This is a genomic window from Vibrio sp. SCSIO 43135, assembly GCF_023716665.1.
GTDB classification, from domain to species: Bacteria; Pseudomonadota; Gammaproteobacteria; order Enterobacterales; family Vibrionaceae; genus Vibrio; species Vibrio paucivorans.
Map to the genome: position 1 here is coordinate 872962 of NZ_CP071860.1, position 23155 is coordinate 896116.

Annotated in this window: 23 protein-coding genes; 7 read left to right on the forward strand and 16 right to left on the reverse strand. The window is 43.3% G+C overall.

Annotated elements, in window-relative coordinates; genetic code table 11:
* Positions 1 to 15: 15 nt before the first annotated feature.
* Complete coding sequence (locus J4N42_RS18280; protein ID WP_252034082.1) at positions 16 to 597, reverse strand: SPOR domain-containing protein; 582 nt, start codon at positions 595 to 597, stop codon at positions 16 to 18.
* A gap of 219 nt (positions 598 to 816) precedes the next feature.
* Between J4N42_RS18280 and J4N42_RS18285 the strand changes: the two genes are divergently transcribed.
* Positions 817 to 3498 (forward strand): bifunctional acetate--CoA ligase family protein/GNAT family N-acetyltransferase, encoded by a 2682-nt coding sequence (locus tag J4N42_RS18285; protein ID WP_252034083.1) that lies wholly within the window; start codon positions 817 to 819, stop codon positions 3496 to 3498.
* A 50-nt stretch (positions 3499 to 3548) separates the two neighbouring features.
* Here J4N42_RS18285 and J4N42_RS18290 read toward each other — a convergent pair whose 3' ends face one another.
* Positions 3549 to 4436, reverse strand: a complete 888-nt coding sequence (locus J4N42_RS18290; protein ID WP_252034084.1) for a LysR family transcriptional regulator — start codon at positions 4434 to 4436, stop codon at positions 3549 to 3551.
* 220 nt (positions 4437 to 4656) lie between these two features.
* On the opposite strand from J4N42_RS18290, the gene J4N42_RS18295 reads away from it, so the two are divergent.
* Positions 4657 to 6825, forward strand: coding sequence for a TonB-dependent hemoglobin/transferrin/lactoferrin family receptor (locus J4N42_RS18295; protein WP_252034085.1), 2169 nt, complete (start codon positions 4657 to 4659; stop codon positions 6823 to 6825).
* Positions 6826 to 7194: 369 nt separating this feature from the next.
* On the opposite strand, the gene J4N42_RS18300 is transcribed toward J4N42_RS18295, so the two are convergent.
* The 4 genes from J4N42_RS18300 to J4N42_RS18315 form a co-directional block, all read right to left on the reverse strand.
* On the reverse strand, positions 7195 to 7446 hold the full coding sequence (locus tag J4N42_RS18300; RefSeq protein WP_252034086.1) for a hypothetical protein: 252 nt from the start codon (positions 7444 to 7446) through the stop codon (positions 7195 to 7197).
* A 1-nt stretch (position 7447) separates the two neighbouring features.
* Entirely contained in the window at positions 7448 to 9145 is a 1698-nt protein-coding gene (locus J4N42_RS18305) for an SgrR family transcriptional regulator (protein ID WP_252034087.1), read from the reverse strand.
* Positions 9146 to 9273: 128 nt separating this feature from the next.
* The gene (locus J4N42_RS18310) at positions 9274 to 9507 is read right to left on the reverse strand and encodes a DUF3389 domain-containing protein (RefSeq protein WP_252034088.1); all 234 of its coding nucleotides are present in this window, start codon (positions 9505 to 9507) and stop codon (positions 9274 to 9276) included.
* A gap of 1 nt (position 9508) precedes the next feature.
* Positions 9509 to 9943, reverse strand: a complete 435-nt coding sequence (locus J4N42_RS18315) for a hotdog fold thioesterase (protein ID WP_252034089.1) — start codon at positions 9941 to 9943, stop codon at positions 9509 to 9511.
* Positions 9944 to 10062: 119 nt separating this feature from the next.
* Here J4N42_RS18315 and J4N42_RS18320 point away from each other — a divergent pair, with 119 nt between their 5' ends.
* Complete coding sequence (locus J4N42_RS18320) at positions 10063 to 10851, forward strand: M48 family metallopeptidase (protein WP_252034090.1); 789 nt, start codon at positions 10063 to 10065, stop codon at positions 10849 to 10851.
* Positions 10852 to 10919: 68 nt separating this feature from the next.
* Here J4N42_RS18320 and J4N42_RS18325 read toward each other — a convergent pair whose 3' ends face one another.
* Positions 10920 to 12002, reverse strand: coding sequence for a site-2 protease family protein (locus J4N42_RS18325; protein WP_252034091.1), 1083 nt, complete (start codon positions 12000 to 12002; stop codon positions 10920 to 10922).
* A 241-nt stretch (positions 12003 to 12243) separates the two neighbouring features.
* Here J4N42_RS18325 and J4N42_RS18330 point away from each other — a divergent pair, with 241 nt between their 5' ends.
* A complete protein-coding gene (locus J4N42_RS18330) occupies positions 12244 to 12801 on the forward strand; it encodes a PhnA domain-containing protein (protein WP_252034092.1) in 558 nt (185 codons plus the stop codon).
* Between the two features lie 49 nt (positions 12802 to 12850).
* Here J4N42_RS18330 and J4N42_RS18335 read toward each other — a convergent pair whose 3' ends face one another.
* The 4 genes from J4N42_RS18335 to J4N42_RS18350 form a co-directional block, all read right to left on the reverse strand.
* On the reverse strand, positions 12851 to 13330 hold the full coding sequence (locus J4N42_RS18335) for an aminoacyl-tRNA deacylase (RefSeq protein WP_252034093.1): 480 nt from the start codon (positions 13328 to 13330) through the stop codon (positions 12851 to 12853).
* A 144-nt stretch (positions 13331 to 13474) separates the two neighbouring features.
* Positions 13475 to 13666 carry a hypothetical protein gene (locus J4N42_RS18340; RefSeq protein ID WP_252034094.1) on the reverse strand — a complete coding sequence of 64 codons (192 nt, stop codon included), beginning with the start codon at positions 13664 to 13666 and terminating at the stop codon, positions 13475 to 13477.
* A gap of 310 nt (positions 13667 to 13976) precedes the next feature.
* Positions 13977 to 14924: a TerC/Alx family metal homeostasis membrane protein gene (locus J4N42_RS18345; RefSeq protein ID WP_252034095.1), complete on the reverse strand. Its 948-nt coding sequence runs from the start codon at positions 14922 to 14924 to the stop codon at positions 13977 to 13979.
* A gap of 335 nt (positions 14925 to 15259) precedes the next feature.
* The gene (locus J4N42_RS18350) at positions 15260 to 16354 is read right to left on the reverse strand and encodes a ketoacyl-ACP synthase III (protein WP_252034096.1); all 1095 of its coding nucleotides are present in this window, start codon (positions 16352 to 16354) and stop codon (positions 15260 to 15262) included.
* A gap of 152 nt (positions 16355 to 16506) precedes the next feature.
* On the opposite strand from J4N42_RS18350, the gene trxC reads away from it, so the two are divergent.
* Together trxC and J4N42_RS18360 are read left to right on the forward strand one after the other, a co-directional pair.
* Positions 16507 to 16941: a thioredoxin TrxC gene (gene trxC / locus J4N42_RS18355; RefSeq protein WP_252034097.1), complete on the forward strand. Its 435-nt coding sequence runs from the start codon at positions 16507 to 16509 to the stop codon at positions 16939 to 16941.
* 175 nt (positions 16942 to 17116) lie between these two features.
* On the forward strand, positions 17117 to 18277 hold the full coding sequence (locus J4N42_RS18360; RefSeq protein WP_252034098.1) for an MFS transporter: 1161 nt from the start codon (positions 17117 to 17119) through the stop codon (positions 18275 to 18277).
* An 18-nt stretch (positions 18278 to 18295) separates the two neighbouring features.
* Here the strand turns inward: J4N42_RS18360 and J4N42_RS18365 are convergent, their stop codons facing one another.
* A complete protein-coding gene (locus J4N42_RS18365; RefSeq protein ID WP_252034099.1) occupies positions 18296 to 18676 on the reverse strand; it encodes a nitrous oxide-stimulated promoter family protein in 381 nt (126 codons plus the stop codon).
* A 108-nt stretch (positions 18677 to 18784) separates the two neighbouring features.
* Here J4N42_RS18365 and J4N42_RS18370 point away from each other — a divergent pair, with 108 nt between their 5' ends.
* Positions 18785 to 18964 carry a DUF2986 domain-containing protein gene (locus J4N42_RS18370; RefSeq protein WP_252030859.1) on the forward strand — a complete coding sequence of 60 codons (180 nt, stop codon included), beginning with the start codon at positions 18785 to 18787 and terminating at the stop codon, positions 18962 to 18964.
* Here the strand turns inward: J4N42_RS18370 and J4N42_RS18375 are convergent.
* The 4 genes from J4N42_RS18375 to J4N42_RS18390 form a co-directional block, all read right to left on the reverse strand.
* The gene (locus tag J4N42_RS18375; protein ID WP_252030860.1) at positions 18950 to 19426 is read right to left on the reverse strand and encodes a LabA-like NYN domain-containing protein; all 477 of its coding nucleotides are present in this window, start codon (positions 19424 to 19426) and stop codon (positions 18950 to 18952) included. The genes J4N42_RS18370 and J4N42_RS18375 overlap by 15 nt on opposite strands.
* Positions 19427 to 19524: 98 nt before the next feature.
* The gene (locus tag J4N42_RS18380; protein ID WP_252030861.1) at positions 19525 to 21009 is read right to left on the reverse strand and encodes a nucleoside hydrolase; all 1485 of its coding nucleotides are present in this window, start codon (positions 21007 to 21009) and stop codon (positions 19525 to 19527) included.
* 8 nt (positions 21010 to 21017) lie between these two features.
* Positions 21018 to 22427, reverse strand: a complete 1410-nt coding sequence (locus J4N42_RS18385) for a GGDEF domain-containing protein (protein WP_252030862.1) — start codon at positions 22425 to 22427, stop codon at positions 21018 to 21020.
* Between the two features lie 79 nt (positions 22428 to 22506).
* Positions 22507 to 23031 (reverse strand): hypothetical protein, encoded by a 525-nt coding sequence (locus J4N42_RS18390; RefSeq protein WP_252030863.1) that lies wholly within the window; start codon positions 23029 to 23031, stop codon positions 22507 to 22509.
* Between the last annotated feature and the right edge of the window lie 124 nt (positions 23032 to 23155).

The following is a 23155-nucleotide window of genomic DNA, read 5'->3' on the forward strand; positions in this document are numbered from 1 at the left end:
CCTTTTAAATTTGAATTAGTTCAGTTTGTTAAGCGTTGGGAACTCAGAGTTTTTAATTGAGTCGATACTCTTAACAAATGGTTTCAGTGATTGGAACTCTTCTGAAAGTGACTTCACTGCTTTCTGTGCTTCTTTACGCGTAGCGTAGTCGCCGTAAAGCACTGTGTACCACTTCGTTCCATTCACTACTTTGTAGTTTTCCCAGATCGGTTGCTGTTCATCCATTGGCAGCTTACGTGCAAATTGGTCAACTTTTGCTTGAGATCCCAAAGCAACGACTTGAATCGTGAAACCGTAGCGTGGGTTCATTGCAACTTGTTTAGCCGTTGGTGGTGTGATTGCGACAGCAGGCTTGGTTTGCGGCTTCATTTTCACCACTTCTTTCTCAGCTGTCTCTGGTGACATCTTCACCACTTTAGACTCGACATTACTTTCTGTAACGCCTGTTGCTGTACCTTCCTTAGTGACTACTGGCTGCTCTACTTCAGCGACTTTGTAGTCTTCGCGATAGCTTTCCGAGGTGACATCAGTAGTGTATGTACCAGATGAACACGCAGCTAAAAGAGCAGACAAGCCAACAATTGAAATCTTTTTCATGAAATGTTTTACGCCTTAAGTGGAAATTACTGTAAATCATGCCGATTGAAAGGCTTAGAATCAAGCCAACATTTTAATTATATATCAATACTCTGTGACTTACGGCACAAACTGTTCGACATACTGTGTGTAAATGATCACAGTGGCGATATTTGCTCGCTTTCCCACCTATAAATTTGGTTAACCTATACACAGTATTTACGTTGTTGAGAGATGCGCATGAACACTTTACATCATCTATTGAAGCCAAAATCAGTCGCTGTCGTCGGCGCTTCGATTAAAGACATGCGAGCCGGTAACATCGTAATGAAGAATTTACTACAAGGCGGCTTTGAAGGTGCCATTATGCCGGTCACACCAAAATACCCATCGGTTTGTGGTGTGCTCGCCTACCCGTCTATTGGTCAATTACCGATTGTTCCTGATCTCGCTATTTTATGTACTCACGCGTCTAGAAACATCGAACTTATTTCGCAACTTGCAGAGGCCGGTGTCTCTTCCGTTATCATCTTGTCCTCAGATATGCACAACTTAACTTTGGACGGCGATACGATCCAAACCCGTTGCATAGAAATCGCGAAAGAAAACGGTATGAGGCTTCTGGGGCCCAATAGCCTTGGAATGATTCTCCCTTGGCTAAACTTTAACGCTTCGTTTTCTCCGATTACCGCGCTAAAAGGAAACATTGCGTTCATTTCTCAATCTGCAGCTGTCTGCACCACTATTTTGGATTGGGCCAACGACAAAGAAATTGGTTTCTCTGCTTTCATTTCACTCGGAAATGCAGTTGATGTCGATTTTGCAGACTTATTGGATTATTTGAGTACGGATTCCCATACCGACGCAATTTTGCTGTACGTCGATACCATTAAAGACGCGCGTCGTTTTATGTCTGCTGCCCGTGCAGCATCGCGCAACCGGCGCATCTTGGTGTTAAAAGGTGGCCGAACATCTGCTGGTCGAAAAGCAGCGCAGTTACATACTGGCGGCGATGACACGCTCGATATCATTTATGACTCCGCGATTCGTCGTACGGGTATGCTGCGAGTTAAAAATACCCATGAGCTATTTGCTGCCGTTGAAACGCTAACTCACTCAGTTCCGCTTCGTGGTGAGCGTTTGGCTGTCATTACCAACGGCGGCGGCCCTGCAATCATGGCGGTAGACACACTCCTTGAGCGTGGCGGAAAACTCGCAGAACTTGATGATCAAGTGACTGAGAAACTGGATGGATTGTTACCCTCTAGTTGGTCTCGCAGTAATCCTATCGATATGGTTGGTGATGCCGGCCATCAAAGGTATGTCGATACGCTCAATACACTACTTGATAGTGATATCGCAGACGCAATCCTAATCATGCATAGCCCTTCAGCGGTGGCTCACTCTGAACAAACCGCGCAAAAAATCGTAGAGACGATTAAAAAGCATCCGCGTCATAAGCGCTTTAACATCCTAACTAATTGGTCTGGAGAGCAAACGGCAAAGCCAGCCAGACAAGTATTTACTCAAGCTGGCATACCGACCTATCGAACCCCAGAAAGTGCCGTGGTCGCCTTCATGCACTTAGTTGAGTATCGAAGAAACCAAAAGCAGTTGATGGAAACACCAACTACGGCTAAACAAGTGGATATCGAGAGCTTATCGAAAGCTCAAAAGTGGATACAAGACAAGTTACTGGATAAAAATACAGTATCCATGGATACACATCAAATCGGTACTTTTTTGAAGCATTTTGGTTTCAAAGTGCTGCCGACTTGGATTGCTTCCGACTCCAGTGAAGCAGTCCATGTTGCCGAACAAATTGGCTACCCTGTTGCCGTTAAACTTCGCTCACCCGACATCGCGCATAAGTCTGATGTACAGGGAGTCATGCTTAACTTACGTAATAGTCATGAAGTCGCCAGCGCTTCGGAAGCGATTCTAGATCGTACTAAGTTGAGTTATCCATCTGCTCATATTCATGGTTTGTTAGTACAAGGTATGGCCAAATTAGCGGGTGGAGAAGAAATTCGAATCAAGGTAAAAACGGACAAAACGTTTGGTCCGGTCATACTTGTTGGTCAAGGCGGTTCTGAATGGAACGAAGGACTAGACGCCGCTTCCGCATTGCCTCCGCTTAACATGACACTAGCGCGTTACTTAATCGTTAGAGCGATTAAAGGCGGCAAGATACGCCCTCAAAAACTGCCAGAGCCGATGAACATTACTGGTTTATCTGAGTTCTTGGTGCGTATCTCTCAGATGGTGGTCGATTGCCCACAAATACATGAACTGGATATCCATCCAGTGCTCGCAAATGGGAACGATTTTACCATCATTGATGCAGACTTGATTTTGAAGCCTTACGTTGGCGATGCTCAGCAGAGATTGGCTATCCGCCCTTACCCTGTTGAGTTTGAAGAGTCAGTCGTGCTTAGAGACGGAAATCAAATACTGCTGCGTCCAATATTGCCTGAAGATGAGCCTCTGCACGCAGAGTTTATACATAACGTCTCAAAAGAGGATTTGTACAAGCGATTCTTTACTGACGTAGGCGAATTCAATCATGAAGCATTAGCCAATTTGACCCAAATCGATTATGACCGAGAAATGGCCTTTGTGGCGGTATCAAACGCTGATGGGTTTCCTTCCATTATCGGGGTGTCACGTGCATTGATTAACCCAGATAACACGGACGCAGAGTTTGCTATTTTGATTCGCTCCGACCTGAAAGGAAATGGCCTCGGTAAGATATTGATGAACAAAGTCATCGATTATTGCCGCTCCAAGGGAACGAAACAGATGTCTGGGATGACGATGCCGACAAACCGAGGCATGCTCACATTAGCGCAAAAGCTTGGTTTTGAACTCGATATTCAGTTTGAAGACGGAACTGCTGATATGGTTCTGTCGCTTCAGTAAGGTTTCATTAAAATAAAAGGAGCGCTCATCGCGCTCCTTTACGTTGTTTTCTACACTAACTTCCAATTCTTTTTCAGAAATTGAATACACCAAGATTTAGCCTCGCCAATCTTATTACGTCGCCATGCGAGTATGATGTCTATGCTTTGTTCCTCTGTTCCCTCGATCACTTTCAACTGACCGGATTCGATTAGAGGCTTGGCAACTTGAGTTGGTAACGTACCAATCCCAAGGCCTTGGATTAGCGCATCTATCTTGCTGTTAAAGTTAGTCACAGTAAGTCTTGGTTGCTTTTGCAGTACATTGACACTTATTGCAGGCTGGCCCCTAGCAGTATCAGCAATGGCAATAACGCGATAACGTTCGCGGGCGGCGTCGTCGAATGGACCTGAACGCTTGTGTACATGATGATCTTCAGCCGCCACCCACGACATTGACATTTCACCTAACGTTTCAGCTTTGACATCATGAGGCAGTGTTTCAAGCTTAGGGCAGATCAGTAAATCGGCTCTTCCTTCTGCTAGCGACTCCCAGCAACCGGCCAGAATTTCCTCTTGAAGACGAACTCTGGTTTTACTGACATTTCCGAGGGCATCGACCATAGGGAAAAAGTTTGCGGTCGGAATGATTCCATCATAAGCAACGGTTAAGTCGAGTTCCCAACCATTAGCAAGCAAGTTAGCGTCATTCACCAATTTTTCTGTTGCAGATAAAATTGCGCGACCACGCTCTAGGATCAACTGGCCAGCATCAGTAAAGTTTGCTTTGTGACCTGAACGATCAAAGATCGTAATATCTAGATCCTGCTCAAGTTTTTGAATTTGGTAGCTTAAAGAAGAAGGCGCCCTATTCAATTCGTTGGCTGCAGCGGCAAAACTTCCTCGCCTTTCTATTGCATCCAGAATATGAAGAGCTTCAAGCGTAATTGGGCTTTGCAACTCATTTCTCCCCAAAAGTTCAATATGTATTAGTGATCCATATCACAATGATGAATATTATCGTCATTACGTACGGTTATTATCTTATTGAAAAATATAGCAATTTAAATTTACAAGCAAATTAATTATATTTATCAATAACGAGAATGATAGCAATTATCATTTAGGTTTAATAAAATGCGTCTCGCTAAACAACCTAAGGATTTAAGGTAATAACAAGATGTACAAGAAAACTCTATTGTCAGCTTCAATTATAATAGCCCTGTCACCTTCGGCAATGGCTGAATCGGTAGCGACGTTTGATGAAGTGGTAGTATCGGCGACAAGAACGGAACAAAGCAAACAGGATGTATCGGCAAGTATTGAATCAGTTTCTTCTGATGAACTTGAATCTTCGATTGCTAATGATTTGGAAGATGCACTTAAGTACACCCCTGGTGTTGATGCGACAACTGCAGGCCGATTCGGTATCTCTGGTTTTAACATTCGTGGCATGGACGGCGATCGAGTAAAAGTGATCGTCGACGGGGTGACACAAACAACACCATTCAACCCAGGCGGCGGCGCTACTCAGGCTATCTACCCTAACGCAATAGAGTTAGATACGTTAAAAAGTATCGAAATTAACAAAGGCCCATCTTCTTCACTATACGGTTCTGACGCGCTTGGTGGTGCTGTTGTAATGCAAACCAAAGATCCGGAAGATATTCTAAGAACTGAGGGCAATGAGCACCGCTTTGGTATCAAGTCCAGTTACCGTTCTGTCGATGAACAGTTCAAGAACACACTTACGTGGGCTATGCGTCAAGGTAAGTTAGAGACACTTCTAATTGGTACCTACTCTGAAGGCAAAGAAACTCAAACATACGGTGATGGTGCAGACATTTCTGGCGAAGATCGAGGCTTGGAGAATCCAGCAGAAAAAGATCTTAACAACATTTTGGCAAAAGCCTATTACCAACTGAATGAAACTAACCGCCTTGGTCTTGTGTTTGAACGCTACAACTATAACTACGACGAGCGTAGTTTAGATGGTGACTACACAATGTACTTTGGCCCGATGCCAGGATTAACTTACGACAATTCTCGTGCTCAAGATGAAAATACGCGTACTCGAATTGGCTTCAATCATGAATACACGGCACCAAATGCAGCGTTCGATAGCTTGCTTTGGTCTGTTGACTATCAAGTAACTGAATCATCAAATGCAAACTTTGCCACTTTAACTGACCACATGGGCTACGTTGGTTACAACGGCGATCGTACGCGTTTACGTGAGGCAGAAGATAAGTCTATCCAGCTAGATGCTCAGCTCGACAAGCTTGTGGAGTTTGATAGCTCTGTGCACGAGTTCACTTACGGATTTAACTATAAAGGCACGGACTTCTCGTTAAACAACACAGACATCTTCCACGATAACGGTACAACTTCACCAGGTACTACAACTATCCCAGATGCAAAAGTTACTGAATGGGGTATTTTCCTTCAAGACAACGCGTTTTTCTTAAATGAAACCTTGGTACTTAATGCTGGTATCCGCTACGACTCATTTGAAGCAGACCCGTCTACTGATGATGGTTTTACTACGCCGAAAGACAAAAACAGCAACGATGCGTTCACAGGTAAACTTGGTGCGGTCTATCACTTCAACCAGTCGCTAAGTACTTTCGCGCAAGTAAGCCAAGGCTTCAAAGCGCCAACTGTTGAACAGCTTTACTACGAATACGAAACTGGCTCGATTTTTGTACCAAATCCAGACCTAGAAGCTGAAAAGAGTACTTCTTACGAAATTGGTTTCCGTGGTCAAAACAACAACGCACAGTTCGAGTTGGTTGGTTTCTTCAACGATTACGATGATTTCATTGATTCAGAAGATCTAGGCACTGTAAATGGCAAAGAAAGCTACACAGTCGTTAACCGTGACGCAGTTGAAATCAAAGGTGCAGAGTTTAGCTCTACTATCCTACTGGACGGCGCTTTCGACGCTCCAACTGGTACGTACACTAAACTTTCTATTGCGTACGCAGAAGGCAAAGACAAAACAACAGGTAAATCACTGGATTCAGTAGCGCCGCTTACTGGTATCTTCGGCCTTGGTTACGACAACGTTGAATACAAGTTTGGTGCGTTGGCTAACCTAACTATGGTAGCCGGTAAAGATGATTGGGCAGATGAAGATAACGTAGGTTTAAGTGGCTACGGTATCCTAGATCTAACGGCATACTACCGCCCTGTTACTGACTTGACGCTACGTGCTGGCTTATTCAATGCGTTCGATAAGAAGTACTGGACGTACAATGATCTGCGCGACAAAGATTCTGAAGACAACCTAGACTTTTACAGCCAACCAGGCCGTAACTGGGGCGTGAGCTTAGATTACGAATTCTAACCTAGCCTAAAACGATAAAAGCCAGCAGTAATGCTGGCTTTTCTATTTCATTCTATAAAGGTATTCAAAAGTGAGTCGAATGAAAACTATTTGTTTGAGGCCATCTCTTTTTTAACCATTACAGCAGACGTAACGATGAAAGCGATGATCAGACCTAATTCCATTGATGACTCCTATTTAAAGAAAATTTATGTAACAAAATATGGACTGGGCGCGAGTCTAACACTGTTTAAAAATTAATATAACAATCGTGTCTGTTTTTTAGTCTTTTATCGATCTAGATCAAAAAATAATCTGCCGTGAGGATTTCAAGACGTTATTTGCGCAATATAACTTAGGATGTTTGTTAATTTATTGTGAATTTAGCCCCTACTTCATCGTGACCTTGCCGCCAATGATTTTATAAGCTGGAGTCCCTCTTACCAAGGTGTCTCGAGCGAATTCGCAATCACAACCAGGGCAATGGCAAGGTGTAACAGTCATATCTTTTACAATCCTTTCTTTAAAACATTTTACTAAGGCGCCTTTTCCACCCTTTCGATACTTAAAAAGTAAGGTTTTGCACTTGCTACAATAGATTTCAACCGTTTTTGTAGGCTGCTTTTTGTTTGGTTTCGACATGTTAATTACTCTGCAAATCCGGTTTCACCCACACTTGAGTGAAATCAAACCAGCCTAGGGCATTACACTTAGCGTTTTGTAGCGTTCCGCACTGATCTTTACTTACGCCAAGCCAACAATGGAAAGTCGGAATGATCTGCAGCCTTTCGATAAGTGATTTACCAATTTCACGAGCCGGGAATACCCCTTGTGACTGAGCACGCCAGTCATTGATAAGCCCTTTCCAATATTCGAAGTCATCAGTAGTGCTCAATTGCTCAATGTCACTGTAATTGAGTAGCCAACCGGCCAATGCATCGTCACGATGGTTCGCTATTCCCATCGGTTTCAACCAAATATCGACCTCTGACACATCTGGGACCGTGGAATCATATTTGATCAGTTCAACGTCTAACCCATCTTTTTTGAGCAGCATTTCGATGAGTTTTGCCTGTGTTGGAAACATGGGATGCAAAGCTTGATAAGCGACTTTGATACGTTTGTAGTGCGGTGGCTTTATCTCGGTGTCGGAATGCGTGTGATGATACCAGCCTGGTTTTAATCCGTGTGCTGGTAACAGGCCAAAATCGACAACTTTATCTTGTGGAATGTGTTTGAATAAATTCAGTGTGTTCAGCTTGTTAGAGAAATACAGAGCCCAATCTTGCGATTTGGCTACCCCATTTCTTCGATTAAGCAGTAGATAAGTACACCCAGGGTCAAGGGCAACTTCCTCAGAGAATTCACTGACATTTGGCTTTATTGGGTGGTTCAGGCTTGGAAACACAATTGGGGAATGAACTTCATCAATGACCCATACTTCAACACGGTCAATCAAAGGCCTAAATCCAAAGTATGTATCGTTAGCTTGCAACACTAGTCGCTTTTGATCGTTTTGAATGACTTTATAAGGGCCAGTACCCACTGGTGATAAATCAAAGTCTTCCGCCCGTTCAGACTCAGGAAGCAAAATTTTTGCACAAGCTTCTGATAGCAATAGAGGCAGATGCATGTCTGGCTGACTGAGTTTTATATCAACGACCCAATTGGATGGTGAAGCAACTTGATCGATATGAGTAAATAAGTTGATACTTTTCAGCGAATATAAACTTTCGATAATGCAGTCTGTGGTGAGAAGATGCCCATTGTGGAATCGAACCCCAGGTCGAATAAAGAAGCGCCAATGAGTATCAGACAGTTGCTCCCAAGAGTGAGCCAAATCAGGCTGCAGCGTTTCATTTTCATCCAGTTTGGTTAATCCGCTGAATATCTGACGAATAATATGGATCTCAGAGCGGCGCATCGGCTTAAGCGGGTTGAGCATTGATAACGAGCGATAGTAAGGCAAGCGCACAACTTGAAGCCCTTCTTGGTGTTGAACACCTAAGTAGCTTTCGATGACTTGTGCAAGCTTCGCTGTGTCTTGATCAAGTACATTGAGCGCCTGACCGATTTTACCTTCATCCAGATATCGCCTTGCGAGATTCTCACTGACGTCGGTACGGCTACGCTTGAATTTGAGCTGAGAAAGTTTGCCTCGTCCTGGAGCAGGATGCCATTCAATCCAGCCTTCTTCCTCCATCTTATTAAGAACTATTCGTGCATTACGCCTTGTACAAAAAAGCACTTCCGTAATTTCATCAAGTTGAACACCACAATCTTTCCCATTGTAGTGTTCAAACAAAGTTTCAAATTGGACGCGAAGACGAGGGCTACTCATATAGGGCTACTCACATGCAGAAAGTCACAAAGGAAGTCATTGTGGAAAGTCTTAAAGAGGAAATTCCATAAATGGACTATGAGTAGTAGTTTCCTCATTTTATGAGGTTTTTGCAAGGCTCGTATCGTTTATTGAATGGGAGCGCATATCTCAGTCGCTAACTGCTCAAGCTGTTGTAAGTTATCTAATTTTATTGACCATTTTACCTCCCCGCTGTTGGCTGAGATGACGTTAGCCCCCCTGCCGATTAACTGAACAGCATCTATTTGAGCTTGCAAAGTGATCATATGTTCGCCATTAACTTTCACAACGATTTCGTGCGCTGTAGTAATGATTTTTCCGCCTTTAAATTCGATGAGCATACTAAGCTTTGATTCCTTTTTTCTGCTTAACAGCAATGGTTAATCGGCTGGTACAAACGAGCCGTTCACGCTCATCGGTAATCGAAATTTGCCAAACTTGAGTTGATACGCCTAGATGAATCGGAGAAGCCGTACCAATAACATGCCCGCTTCTCATTGCTCTTACGTGGTTTGCGTTGATATCTAGTCCTACGCAGTATGAGCCTTCTTCAACACAAAAGTTCGCGGCTACAGAACCTAATGTTTCGGCAAGCACTACAGAAGCGCCGCCATGCAGCATACCTAACGGTTGATGAGTGAAGCTACAAACGGGCATGGTCGCGGAAATGGTGTTGTCGGTGACTTCGGTATATTGAATAGCTAGGTGTTCGATCAAAGTGTTTTTTGAAGTTGCATTCAATGCTTCTAGATCAATTGGGCGTTTCCAGATGCTCATAGGTAGGTTTCCTAGCGATGGTTGAATTGTTATCTATCGAGCTATTGTAGCTAGTTTTTTTCACGAAACTACTTCATTATTAATCAATTATTGCTTCCACTTATGATATGGAGATCTAAATGCAGGCTTGGAAATCATTTTCTGCAATAACTGTGCTTGCAGGTTTAGTCGCTTGTTCGTCCTCGCCGACTGGTCGAAACCAATTAATCCTCTTTTCAGACCAAGATATGAGTAGCCTGGGTGCTCAATCTTTTGAAGAGATGAAAAAGGAATTGAAGATCAGCAAAGACAAAAAGGTTAACGCTTACGTTCAGTGTGTAGCTAAGAGCATTACCGATAATGTCCCTAAACAATCCAGCTTTAAAGAGTGGGAAGTTGTGGTCTTTGATAGTGACCAAGTCAATGCTTTTGCCCTACCCGGAGGTAAAATTGGCGTTTATACCGGTTTATTGGACGTCGCGGTCAATCAAGACCAATTAGCGACGGTACTCGGCCACGAAGTGGCTCACGTGCTGGCTGATCACAGTAACGAGCGCCTATCTCAATCCCAACTTGCTAATGCAGGCTTACAAGTGACCAGCATTGCCTTAGGTGCGTCCGAATACTCTGAATACCGCAACGCAACCATGGCTGCATTAGGCGTTGGTGTCCAATATGGTGTAATTCTTCCTTATGGTCGAACACAAGAATCCGAGGCTGATATCGTGGGCTTAGAGCTGATGGCCAAATCAGGTTTTGACCCAAAGCAAAGTGTCGAGCTATGGAAGAACATGGCGAAGGCGTCTGGCGGAAATACTCCACCTGAGCTTCTCTCTACTCACCCATCACACGACACTCGTATTGGAGACTTGAGTGCCAAGATTAAAAGCTTACCTAAGTACGAAGGTAAAAAGCCGAACTGTAGCTAGGTATATATGTAAACGGGAAGCCATAGGCTTCCCGTTTTGTGTTTAGATGGAATCCGTAAAACGTAAACTTACGTTCCCAAGATCAACAATGGCAGTCTAAGCAGTTCATCGCCGGTGCTTGCGAAGTACCAAATAATCCCCACTAGCGCCGCGACTAAACCAACATACCAAACAGCAGAGACAACTTGTGCGTAGCGGTTCAACGGTAGCAAATGACTGTTATGTCTTGTGCGCCACTCAAGTACGATTTCAATGGTTCCCATTATTAAAAGGAAACCAAACAGAGTAAGCCCTAGTGAGTAGCTCAATACTACGCCACCAATGGCTGCAAGCGTACAAAGAACAATTCCAGTGACACTGTTCATCGAAAAGCTGATGCTTTTTAGAATATGACCACCATCTAATGGCAGGATCGGTAACAAGTTAAATAGATTCAAAAACGCATTGAATACCGCTAAGCCAGCGAAAAACATTTCACCTGTCACCCAGTACGCAACGACAAGAATCAACGACAAAATAAGCCCAAAGAAAGGCCCCATTATCGAGATCACAACGTCTTGCCATCGGGTGTTTATTTTCTCATCGCTTAACGCAAGCCCACCAAGGAACGGAACCAGGTAAATACCTTTAGTCTTCATGCCAAAGTACTTCATTGCGCGTACATGACCATATTCGTGAAAAACTAAGCACGCAATGAGTGCTAATGCAAATTGAAATGAAAATAGCCACGAATAAGCCGCTAAGCTTGCTGAAGCAAGGACAACTTTAATTAGCTTCGCACTTTTGAACGCTTTCATGCCTAACGACAGCAGCCCGATGACACTGAATCGTCTTTCGGCTTTAGGTTCATTCACCGGGACTTGTTGCTCGATATCTTTTTCGTTTCTAGAGCCTTCAGCGTGCAGCTCGCCGTTAACCGTTACAGAGTAATCAATTGAAAATGGTTGCCATTCTAACTGTGAGTCGATTTGGCATAACAAGCGTTCTTCGCCTCTTTGTAGCGTAAACTCATGGCGTGCATGGGGCCCGCGGTCGGAATCGGCATTGAGTTGCGAAACCAGCGTGTTGTCCCAATAAAGCTGTTGCCAACCTGCCATTGAACCTTCTAACCGTAAAGGCTTTCCTAATAATGATATGGAGAGTAATTCCAACTTGTTACCTAATCGTGTTTACGCGAAGAGCAAGATTATGCCTAGCAACCTCTTGGTGAGCAACTGCGACAAGGTAAGGCAATGTTTATTCCTGTGATACGGGCACTAATCCGTGTGTAAAAAGTCGTTGACGTCAGTTTTATCTTCTTATTGTTGTGTAAAGACAAATCCGCTTTATTTTCTAAACATAACGTGGATAATATGCGCCTTGATTAAACACCCTATTAAATGTGAGTTCATTATGTCTTCTGAAGCAACCATGCTAGAACGCTGTCAATCTAAATGTGAGTTATGTAGTGCTGATACATCATTAACGGCCTACGCAGTTCCACCGCACAGCCATGTAACAGTGGACCACGCGATCATGGTGTGTGATAAGTGCTTAAGCGAAATCGATGAGCCAAAGGACATCAACCACTGGCGTTGTCTAAATGACAGCATGTGGAGCCAAGAACCACCAGTACAAGTAACGGCATGGCGTCAATTGACTCGCTTAAACAGTGAAGGTTGGGCTCAAGACCTACTTGATATGATGTACATGGAAGAAGAACAAATGAACTGGGCGATGCAAGGGATGTCTGCTGACGATAAGCCACTTGATTGCAACGGCGTAGAACTTAAAAAAGGTGACGACGTAACGGTAATCAAAGATCTTCCAGTACGTGGCACTAACCAAGTAATTAAACAAGGTACAGTAATCCGCGGTATTAGTATTGGCGATGATCCTAAGCTTGTATCTGGTAAAGCGAATGGCGGCCAATCAATGTATGTGATTGCTGAGTTTTGTCGCAAGAAGTAATGTATTCGTGTGAATGAAAAGGCGCTCATATTGAGCGCCTTTTTTATTATCAGTGATAACTTTCTTTGCCAAATCGCATATGTTTTGCGCCGGACATGAGAGACTTAAACGCAGGCTTATCGAGTTGTAATAACGTTTGGTGATCGCCTGCTTCGATATAAACTTCATCAAGTATATCCAGTAGCTGATCGCAAATGACTCGAATGTTGTACGCGCCCCCTACTGGAGGTACTGCCCCTGCCTCACAATCGGAAAACATCCGATGTACGTCTGTTTCGCTGATCAGGTGATATTTGGCGTTAAACTTTTCGTTGATGACAGAAAAGCTGATTTTTTTATCTGCCGGTAACACCGCCATCATTTTGTGTCCATCGTGGTCTTCTAAGATCACGGCTTTAGCCATTTGTTTCGTTGAAATGTCAGCAGCTAATGCGCTGCTAATTGAGCCTGCACTGTGATAGTGCCTGATACTTCGATAGTGAATGTCATTCTTTTCTAAGAAATAATTAACTTTGGTTGCGATTGTCATCGTGCCCTCCTTGGTTTGTTTGTACACAACGTACCTAAACCCATAGATGACCATTTAGTTAATTATAGTTAATGGAGTGTTCTGAAGAGTAGAAAACAAAAAAGCCAGCTGAATAAGCTGGCTTTTCAAATCAGTATGCTGTTATTAGCGAGTTAGGCCAATATCTTTTTGCATGTGGTTTGACATATCAGTCGCGTAGTAAGCACGTGGCGCGCTGTTATCTACAAATAGAATGTCTAGTAAGTGTGCAATCAGTCCTTTGAAGTTAACCGAGTAGGTCTTCTTATCCATAGAGGTTGGTGCAGCGATTGTTTCGATGTGCATTGCTTGTGCCATGATTGCCTCTCTATAAATCGTTAATTCGTTTTGATGTGGTAAATATTAAGCAATTTTTTACTGGTCAAAAAATGACAAAAATTGCACTTTCGGATTAGATATTCTAATGAAACAATAGCTTAACATGCTAGGTGTAAATTTATGTGTCATTAGTGAATTAAACTGCGAAAATGCTGCATTTAAATGAATAAATAGATTTTAGGGTACTAAAAAGGCACTTGTGGATCACATAATATTTACAATGTATTTATGTTCTAAGTGCCTAATTAGTTAAGTGATATGTAATTATGGGATTAGATTATCTATCCATTTAGCCTATCATTTCGTTCGACTTATTACGTTGATTAACTATTGAAGCGACCACCGCTGTTGTCATAGTAGCGAGTAATACCAGTAAAGAAATTGGAGTTGGAATCTCCCAGTCACTGCCGACCAACATCATTTTGATACCGATAAACACCATAATGAACGACAACGCAGGTTTGAGGTAAACAAACTTATCCATCATCCCTTGCAGTACAAAGTAAAGCGACCGCAAACCTAACAACGCGAATACGTTAGCTGCGAGTACAAGGAATGGTTCTCTTGTTACCGCGAAAATCGCCGGAATTGAGTCTAGTGCAAACATCACGTCCATAAACGCAATCACCCCAATAACGACCATCATCGGTGTAACAAACCAGATCCCCTTCTCTTTTATGATCAAGGCATTACCACGATAATCATCAGTAACTTTTGCAACTTTGCGAATGAGCTTTTCAGGTAAAGGATTTAGCTCTTCATCACCTTTATCTCGGGCAAGCTGGATACCTGTCCAAATTAAGAACAGCGCAAAGACGTAAAGTAACCAGTGGTACTGCTCAAGCAATTGTGCCCCTACAGCAATCATAATCGCACGTAGAACGAGTGCGCCTATAACACCCCAAAGTAGTGCCCTCGGACGCAAGTATTGGGGAACCATGTACTGATGGAATATAATAGCGAAGACAAACAAGTTATCGACACTTAGCGATTTTTCCAGAAGGTAGCCTGTGATGAAAGAAACGGTTGCTTTCTCTGCGCTATAGTGGCTGGTGGGCGCGTAGAAGTCCCAAAACAGATAGATTGAACCTGCAAATACGAACGCAAGTACAAACCAAAATACGCTCCAGATCGCTGCTTTTTTGATAGTAATGTTGCCACCACGAGTCTGCCAGATATCGAGGGCAACTAAAGATAAGGTTAATAAACCAAAAATTAGGTAAGTGGTTGGGGTCATGTATCCTCCAAAAGCGGAAGGATGGTGTCGTAGCGTTAGCAAAAATGACGATACCTTCCGCATACAAAACGTGCCATACAGGAGGTGTTTGATACACCGCTGTTATGTGCTTCGAATGCGTTGGTCTCGTCGAAGTTTTATCACTGAACTCAGCGCTAAAACTTATACTTACCGGATAAGCGAATGCTTAACGAGATGACGATAAGTAAACTCAAGGCGACTACTCCCCAAACGAGCGAATTCTATTCCTGCTTTTTCCCCGCGTCTAGCAAAAAAATAAAAAAAGGAGCAAATTTATATGCTCCTTTTAAAGTTCAACTAGTTAGCCCTATTTTCTATTCAGTGCTTTCGGGTCTATTTTGGCAATGCTTGATAGCATCTGCCATTAGTTCAAGTGCGCTGGACTTACATTCAGGTAATACAGCATCTGAAGTCGATAGTGGTTCAACGCGAGTGCCCCACTTAATATGGCCAGCCCCCCATGTTAAACCTGCACCAAATGCAGCAACTAGCAAATTGTCATTTGGTTTGATCTTACCTTGCTCTACCGCTTCACATAATGCGATTGGCACTGTTGCAGCTGATGTGTTGCCATAATTCTGAATATTAACGAACGCTTTTTCTTGATCGATACCCGACAAATCACAAAGTGTTTGGATGATACGCACGTTCGCCTGGTGTGGTACAACTACGTCAATGTCGTCTTTCGTTAAACCAGAGCGACCTAACACAGTGTTAGCCGCTGAGCCCATGCCCTTAACCGCTCTTTTGAAGATCTCTTTACCGACAAAGTTAAAGTCCCAGTGACCGTTATCGGCAGCAAACCTGTCCATAGATGTGCCGAATTTAGGCACTGCTAGGATATCTCGCCCTGCTGCATCACACCCTAGTTGAGCTTGCTGCAAACCAGTTTGTTGTTCTGTGCGAGAAATTACAGCTGCTCCGGCTCCATCACCAAATAAAACGGCCGTGTCCCGTTTAGTCCAATCGATGAAAAACGAAAGCCTTTCAGCGCCGATGATCAATGCGTGCTCATAGTTACCCGCTTGAATTAGACGTGTCGCCATTTCTAAACCATAAACAAAACCTGTACATGCAGCGTTAAGATCAAATGCCGCTGCTGTTTTAATCCCAAGGTTTTGCGACACTTTTGAGGCTGTGTTAGGCAGTAATGAGTCAGGTGAACAGGTCGCTACGATAACGATATCAATATCTTTAGCTTCAAGGCCTGCACATGCAATGGCATGTTTTGCAGCGACAGTCGCAAGCTCTGAAGTGTTAACGTGGCTGATACGACGGTTTTCAATCCCTGTACGAGTTCTTATCCATTCATCCGAAGTGTCTAAAAAAGTACTGAGATCGTCATTAGAAAGGACGGCTGGCGGTAGGCATTTCCCCCACCCTGTAATTTCGGCGTAATAGTTTGTCATTAATAACCTATTTATTCTTTGTTGTTCTTCTCGTATGCTCGTTAGTATACGGCTAAATGACCGTTGCTGGTAAGGCCAGTAAGCTAAATTTCCATATAAACTTAATAATGGAATCATAGCGACAATAAAACAAAGAAAACGAAGAGAAATATATGTCAACTTTCAACACGCGTTGTCCATCGTGTAGTGGTGTCAACAGAGTGCCACTCAGCCGAATTTCAGAATCACCAACCTGCGGGAAATGCCAAGGACAATTATTAGATGGTTCTCCCGTCGAAGGCACCGAGCTTAATCTTGATGCCTTATTAACCAGCGAGCATCCAGTCGTTATCGATTTTTGGGCACCTTGGTGTAATCCTTGCGTCGGTTTTGCTCCCGTATTTTCTGACGTTGCGGCCGAACGTAAAGGGCAAGTCCGATTTGTAAAAGTCGATACTGAAGCGCAGCAGTCGATCTCGGCCAAGTATCAAATTCGTAGCATCCCTACCGTGATGGTGTTCAAGCACGGCAAGAGAGTTGATATGATCAATGGCGCGTTGCCTAAAGGTCAATTTGATCAGTGGCTTAATCAGGCGCTATCCAAATAATCATACTTATGTTTGCCGATTTAGGTCGGCAATTTAATGCGTAAACCCTCCCGATCAAACGATAAATATCTGTTGTCGTAATGGTCACAAATATTCGTTTTACCTTCCCCCCTATAAGCTGCATATTCGCCCCGAAATCTTTCTATCCTTACTACTAATTTCGAGGCTAAACACTGTGGAAAACACTCTGTCTCCAGCACCTACTCCACGTATTTTGGTGCCGGTAATCGCACTTACTCTATATGCCGTTGCGTCAGGCTACCTAATGAGCCTTATTCCGTTAATGCTGCCGCATTATGGTTTAGACAGCGACTTAGCCAGTTGGCTAGCGAGTGTGTTTTATGGGGGACTTTTGATTGGTGCTGCAGGTATCGAGCCTGTTGTCGTAAGGCTTGGGCATAGAAATGCATTTGTATGGTGCTTAGTCGTTCTTACTGCCACGATTTTAGTATTGCCTGTATTCCATAATGCTGCGGTTTGGTTGTTTGCTCGTTTAGTCGCAGGTATTGCGGTGGCAGGGGTATTCGTGATCGTTGAATCTTGGTTGCTTCATGGCGATGAAATGAGTCGAGCGAAACGTCTCGGCTTATACATGGGTGCGCTTTATGGCGGAAGCGCATTAGGTCAATTTGGTATCGGCTTACTCGGGACTGAAGGCGGTGTGCCTTTTATCGCAATCTTTACGTTAATGCTATTAGCGGTAACGGTGCTTATTTATGGTGAATCAGACCAACCTGAAACTGAACATTCATCATCATTGTCTTTAAAACAAATTGCAAAGCTCAACCATGCCGCGATTATTGGGTGTATTGTGTCAGGGCTGACTTTGGGCGCGATCTACGGGCTTATGCCATTAGAGTTAAGCCAACGCGGGATTAATCACACTGAAGTTGGCACACTAATGGCGCTTGTGATTATGGGAGGAATGGCGGTTCAGCCAATGGTACCGTGGATGTCAAAATATCTAGGTCGTACTCTATTAATGGCGATGTTTTGCTTGCTAGGAGTTGCTTCTATTGCCCTAACTGCAATGGATTCAAACCTTGGAGTGCTTGCGGTATGTTTATTCTTGCTGGGCATGGCGACTTTTGCACTGTATCCAATCGCGATTAACTTGGGTTGCGACAAATTAGAAACCAGTTATATTGTATCTGCGACTCAAGTAATGCTATTTAGCTACAGCATAGGATCTGTTTTGGGCCCTGTTATTGCCGACCTATTTATGAAGTCGCAACATGGCTTAATGGGGTACTTGTTTATCTCGCTGTTAGCGACATGTATTTATATGTTACTTGCTAGTGTTAAAAGTAAACGCCAAATTATGGCTGGAGAGTAACCTGACTAAAGGGGGCGCTTATTTCTGCGCCCTCTTGTGACGATTTGAAGCCTGTTTTCCGGGTTTGCTCGGTACAGGCTTACGCTCGTGTAACAAATGGCGAATCGATAAAATCGGATGCGGTAACAACATCCTTGGCCCAGAGTAACGCATTACCTGTCGCATTTGTTCTTTTGGTTCTGGCTTATAACAGTGTATTGGACACTTATTACAAGTAGGCTTAGCTTCACCGTAGGGGCATCGGTCCAACCTTACTTCCGCGTACTCCAACAACGCTTGGCATTCATTACATAAACCTTTCTCGCTACTGTGGTGATCGCGACAATAAATCCCAACCATTGCAGACACGGTTTTGAACTCAAGCGCTAACTCACCTAGTAGTATTTTACTCTGATACATCGTAAAACCATTCTGTTACATTGTCACCGAGATTTGAGGGGTTACTAATGTTTGCGATTGATAAACAAAAGCTATATCCTCCCCGCTCGAACTAATGAGGGGTTTCTGATGAACCGCAAAAAGAAGATAAACCAAATTCTAAAAAAGAAGCTGAAAAAACAAAATGCTAAGCTTCACAAAAGCAATAAGCCTAAATATATTTCTAAGGCTGAGCGCGAAAAGATGGAACTAGAACAAGAGGCCGAACAATCAGAGTCCGGTTCTGAGGCTTCTTCATCTCAAGAGTAGATCTTCATCGATTGCTATAAAGCGGTTCGAAGCATCAATTAGGTTCTGAGCGGTTAAGCCAGGAACGCCGTAGACTTCAACCGTTTTATTGAATCGAGACTGAATTCTGTCGACTAAGACCTCAAAGTCACCGTCTCCCGATACCAGCACAATTACATCCGCCTGCTCGGCAACTTCAATTGCATCCAATGCGATACCGACATCCCAATCGCCTTTTGCACTGCCGTCTTTACGTTGAATAAACGGTTTTAGTTTAACCTCAAACCCAACGCCTCTTAAAATGTGGTGGAATTGACGTTGTTTTGGATCTTGGCTGGAAATTGCGTAAGCATTGGCTTGTACAATCTCTCTGCCTTGAGTAGCGACATACCAAAATTGGTTGTAGTCAAAATTAGCACGGTATTTATCTCTAGTCGTGTAGTACACATTTTGTACATCGACGAATATGGCGACTTTTTCCAACTTGTTCTCTTAATCATTTTGATGTTGTTAAGCTTCTATTGTGCCACACAATGAGTAGCGCAAAAAGAAAGAGCCAAGGTGTTAACCTTGGCTCTGCGTTACACAATTCCTCTCGACGTCCCTACTCTACGCCCTTCTTCCATTTCCCATTGGACTCCATACTTATCAATCCAGTAGAAAAAAGTGATAGGAAATCCGGCTAACTTCTCTGGGTGATAGTCTGGCCTTGGATCTATCAGCTTGGCATCTGGCTGTGACTTCAAGTAGTTAAATACTTGGTTGCAGTTAGATACTTCTAACGCAATATGTCTAGGCCCCCCAAAGTCGTATGTTTTAGGTTGTTCCGGTAGAGTTTGCTTACCCACTGGCTGATGGTACGTCATGAGTTCGATATACAATTTGGCGTAAGGGTGCTTCACAAACTTCACGTCAACATTAACATCTTGACCGGAGAGTCCTGCATCTTGATTAAACTCAGCCATCGAAACACCTAAGTATTCCATTTTATTACCTTGTTCATCGACCGCTGCTTCAAAACCAAGAACTCTTTGGTAATAGTTAGCTGCTTCAACAACATCATCGACGATCACATTGATGTGTGATAGTCCGAGCACAAATGACCCGATGTCGTTTTCAGCAAGTCTCTGCAATAGAATGTCTTGAACCGTTGGTTGGACTTCTACCAAGTAGTTCACCGGACGATGATTGGTGACTTCTTCGTTGCAAATAAGGTAAGGCTTTTGCTCCCCTTTCGAAGTATCGCTCGCTGCTTCAACAACCTCTGCGTTCCATCGTTTTGCTGTAAACCACTCAGAGTTGATGGCAAATGCAGCTGCCACCATGTCGAAAGGGTTAAACCCATTCTTAGATCCAAACACAAGTTTCCATTCGCTGTACCAACCTAGAGAATGCTCAGCTAGGTAACGACTTAATCCACTGTGCAGTGCCAATTGTTCTAATGCTGAAAAGTCTACCCACATTTGCTTGCACACTTCGAACGGGACAAGTGTTAGCTCAATGTTAGTTTCCAATACTTGTTTAAACGCCGGTACGTCAAACTCGAAGTTTAAGTCTCTAAAAGGCTTTGGCTGATGGGAACCAGAAATGAAATGATCATTGGTATGCCTTCTTCCTGCAACACTAATTACCTGAGTGATGTTCTCGATAGTGTCTGGAAAGTGCTTAATCAGTAACGCAATATTGGTTAGCGCACCAATGGCTAATATAGTTAAAGGGCCATTTCGCAGCTCGTTGGCCAGATCTTCAACCGCTTTTGGGATGGTTTGGCATGTATTAAAATTTTCACTTGCACCCTCGCTGACTTGTAAACTTACAGGGCCAAACTTTTTAACGAAGGACTTTGCAATGTCGGTAGATAGGCTAATGTCTTCGGTGTTTCCCCTAGTAGAGCTTAAGCCTACAATATCGACTTCTTGGCTACGAAACAGTGCGCCTATCGCGTAACCGTCATCGACGTCGCGAAATGCCATTAATTTACCGCAGGTTCCTATAGTAATATCAGTATCGATCCATAGACGCACTTGTTCGTCACATGGACGAGAATCCATATCTACACTTTGCATAAGTCATCCTAACTTGCTTGTTGATTTTCGCTGTCGTAGCTTTCACAAATCACCGTATTTCGGCCATTTGCTTTGCATTGATACAAACTGATGTCAGCCTGTTTGAACGATTTAGATAAAATATCATCCAAAAATTCTGAATCAGAGCGGCACTGTGGGCCTATTGCCACAGCGCCAATGGAGATCGTAACTTTTTTGTACGGTGGGTTGTTAACGTGGAGAATGTTTAGATTTTCAACCGCAGAATTGATGCGTTGAGCAATGGCAAACACTTCGGCATTACAAGAAGCTCGAACCAACACTATGAACTCTTCTCCTCCTAAACGACATGCTAAATCGTTGCCTGACACTGCATCCGAAATTGCATTGGCAACCATAGTGAGCGTGTTGTCTCCTTCTATGTGGCCATAGCTATCGTTGTATGCTTTGAAGTTGTCGATATCACAGACTAGGTAACCTACGTGATCGCCCTGTGAAAACGAGAGAGCCAAGAATGACTCTGAATAGCGAGCATATTTATACCTTGAACCTAAACCGGTTAAGGGATCGGTGTCTGTTTGTAGCTGAAGAACTTTAAGCTGATTCTTAATCTTTTTGATCAGACTCATGTACGCTCTTGCGAGGTCACCAATTTCATCCTTTCGGACGATTTCAACAGGGCGATGCTGCTCGATATGTTCGATATCTTGCTTCATCGAATGGGAAAGGTGTTTAAGTGGGCTGACAATCCACAGCGTGACCCAATAAATGAGCACCATAGAAACGAATAATGCGATTAACGCTTCTTTAAGCAAACAAGAAATTAGCTCGGCACGAAATTCATTAAGTTTTGATGCGTCTAGTACTGCCCATATTTCTCCCCCATTTTTGTTTCGTAAAGGGAGCTTCAAATGCAGTTCATTGTGCTCTAATTTTAAGATTGAATCTGATGAACTAAAGTTAGGTTTCGTCCAGTGTAAGCGGCTCGAATCGTGGAGAATTTTGCTTTGTGTAGTTCCATACAAGTCGTTTTCAATCTTGTTAAGTACGTAAGTAAGCTTTTTGTTTTTTGAGCCCTCATCCTCACCGTCCATCATGCCTTTTATACGGTCATAACTTTTTTGTAGTGCTTCAATCTCTTCGTCAGTAACATCCGTGCGCCAAACTTGGTTACTCGAGACTAAATAACGGACACCGACAGGTTGAGATTGGTAATCGGATACACCTTTGACCTCTAAAAAGATGAGATCCGGAATATTGAGAATGTTTTCTTTGGTTGTCGGCATAACTAGGTTTGCATAGTTACGTCCAGCTATAGAACCTGAAAGAAATGTTAGTTGAGAAGATAAGTGGCTAACAGCCAGTGACGTTGCATTCGATACGCGAATCGACCACTCGCTGTTATAACGTGCATACGTCATCCCAACGATGATAGTCATCACCAAAACCAAATGCGAAATGAACAACATTTGATTTATTGTGAGGTTACGGAAGAATCGCGCTCGCAAGCTGAACGACCTATTTAGACCCGTATACTTCTAACACGGGCTCTGCGCAGGTGCCGTTGATACAGATATCTTTATAGGTTGTATGGCAGTTTTGGCAGAAACTTGGCTCAAGCGTTGGGTGCATTGAGGTTATATCTTTTCCTTGGCGATCGTAACTACCGTATATCGCAACGCCACCTATATGTTCCGTTACCCAAACAATCCCCTGCACTTCGGATACAGCAACCACTGTGGGACCATCCGAGTAAGGTCCGTGTGTTTTGTATTGCTCGAGTTTTTCTGGGTTAACCCTAATGGTAAGTGGCGAACCATTACCATTGTTAATCCAACTGTACGCCCTTACAGATTCTTGAATAAATAGCGATGTATCTGGCGGTAATACGGTATCTGCGGGCAAGTTCATCGACTCTTTTACTACAGGCCAAGTTTCCCAGCCTTCTGGATAACTTGCATTAGAGTCAGCGAATGAATATGAGGAAAATAGAAAAGCGGTTGCAACGATACTGCGCGCAAGTGCGCGAAAAGTAAACGACATAGATTTAACTTCCTTGTTAAATATAGGTGAATCAATTCATAACGATTGAATATTACAAATAATAAACTTATTTACCAAGTGAAAGCTTCTAAAATGAGGGGTTATAACAGGTTGTCGTGCTTTA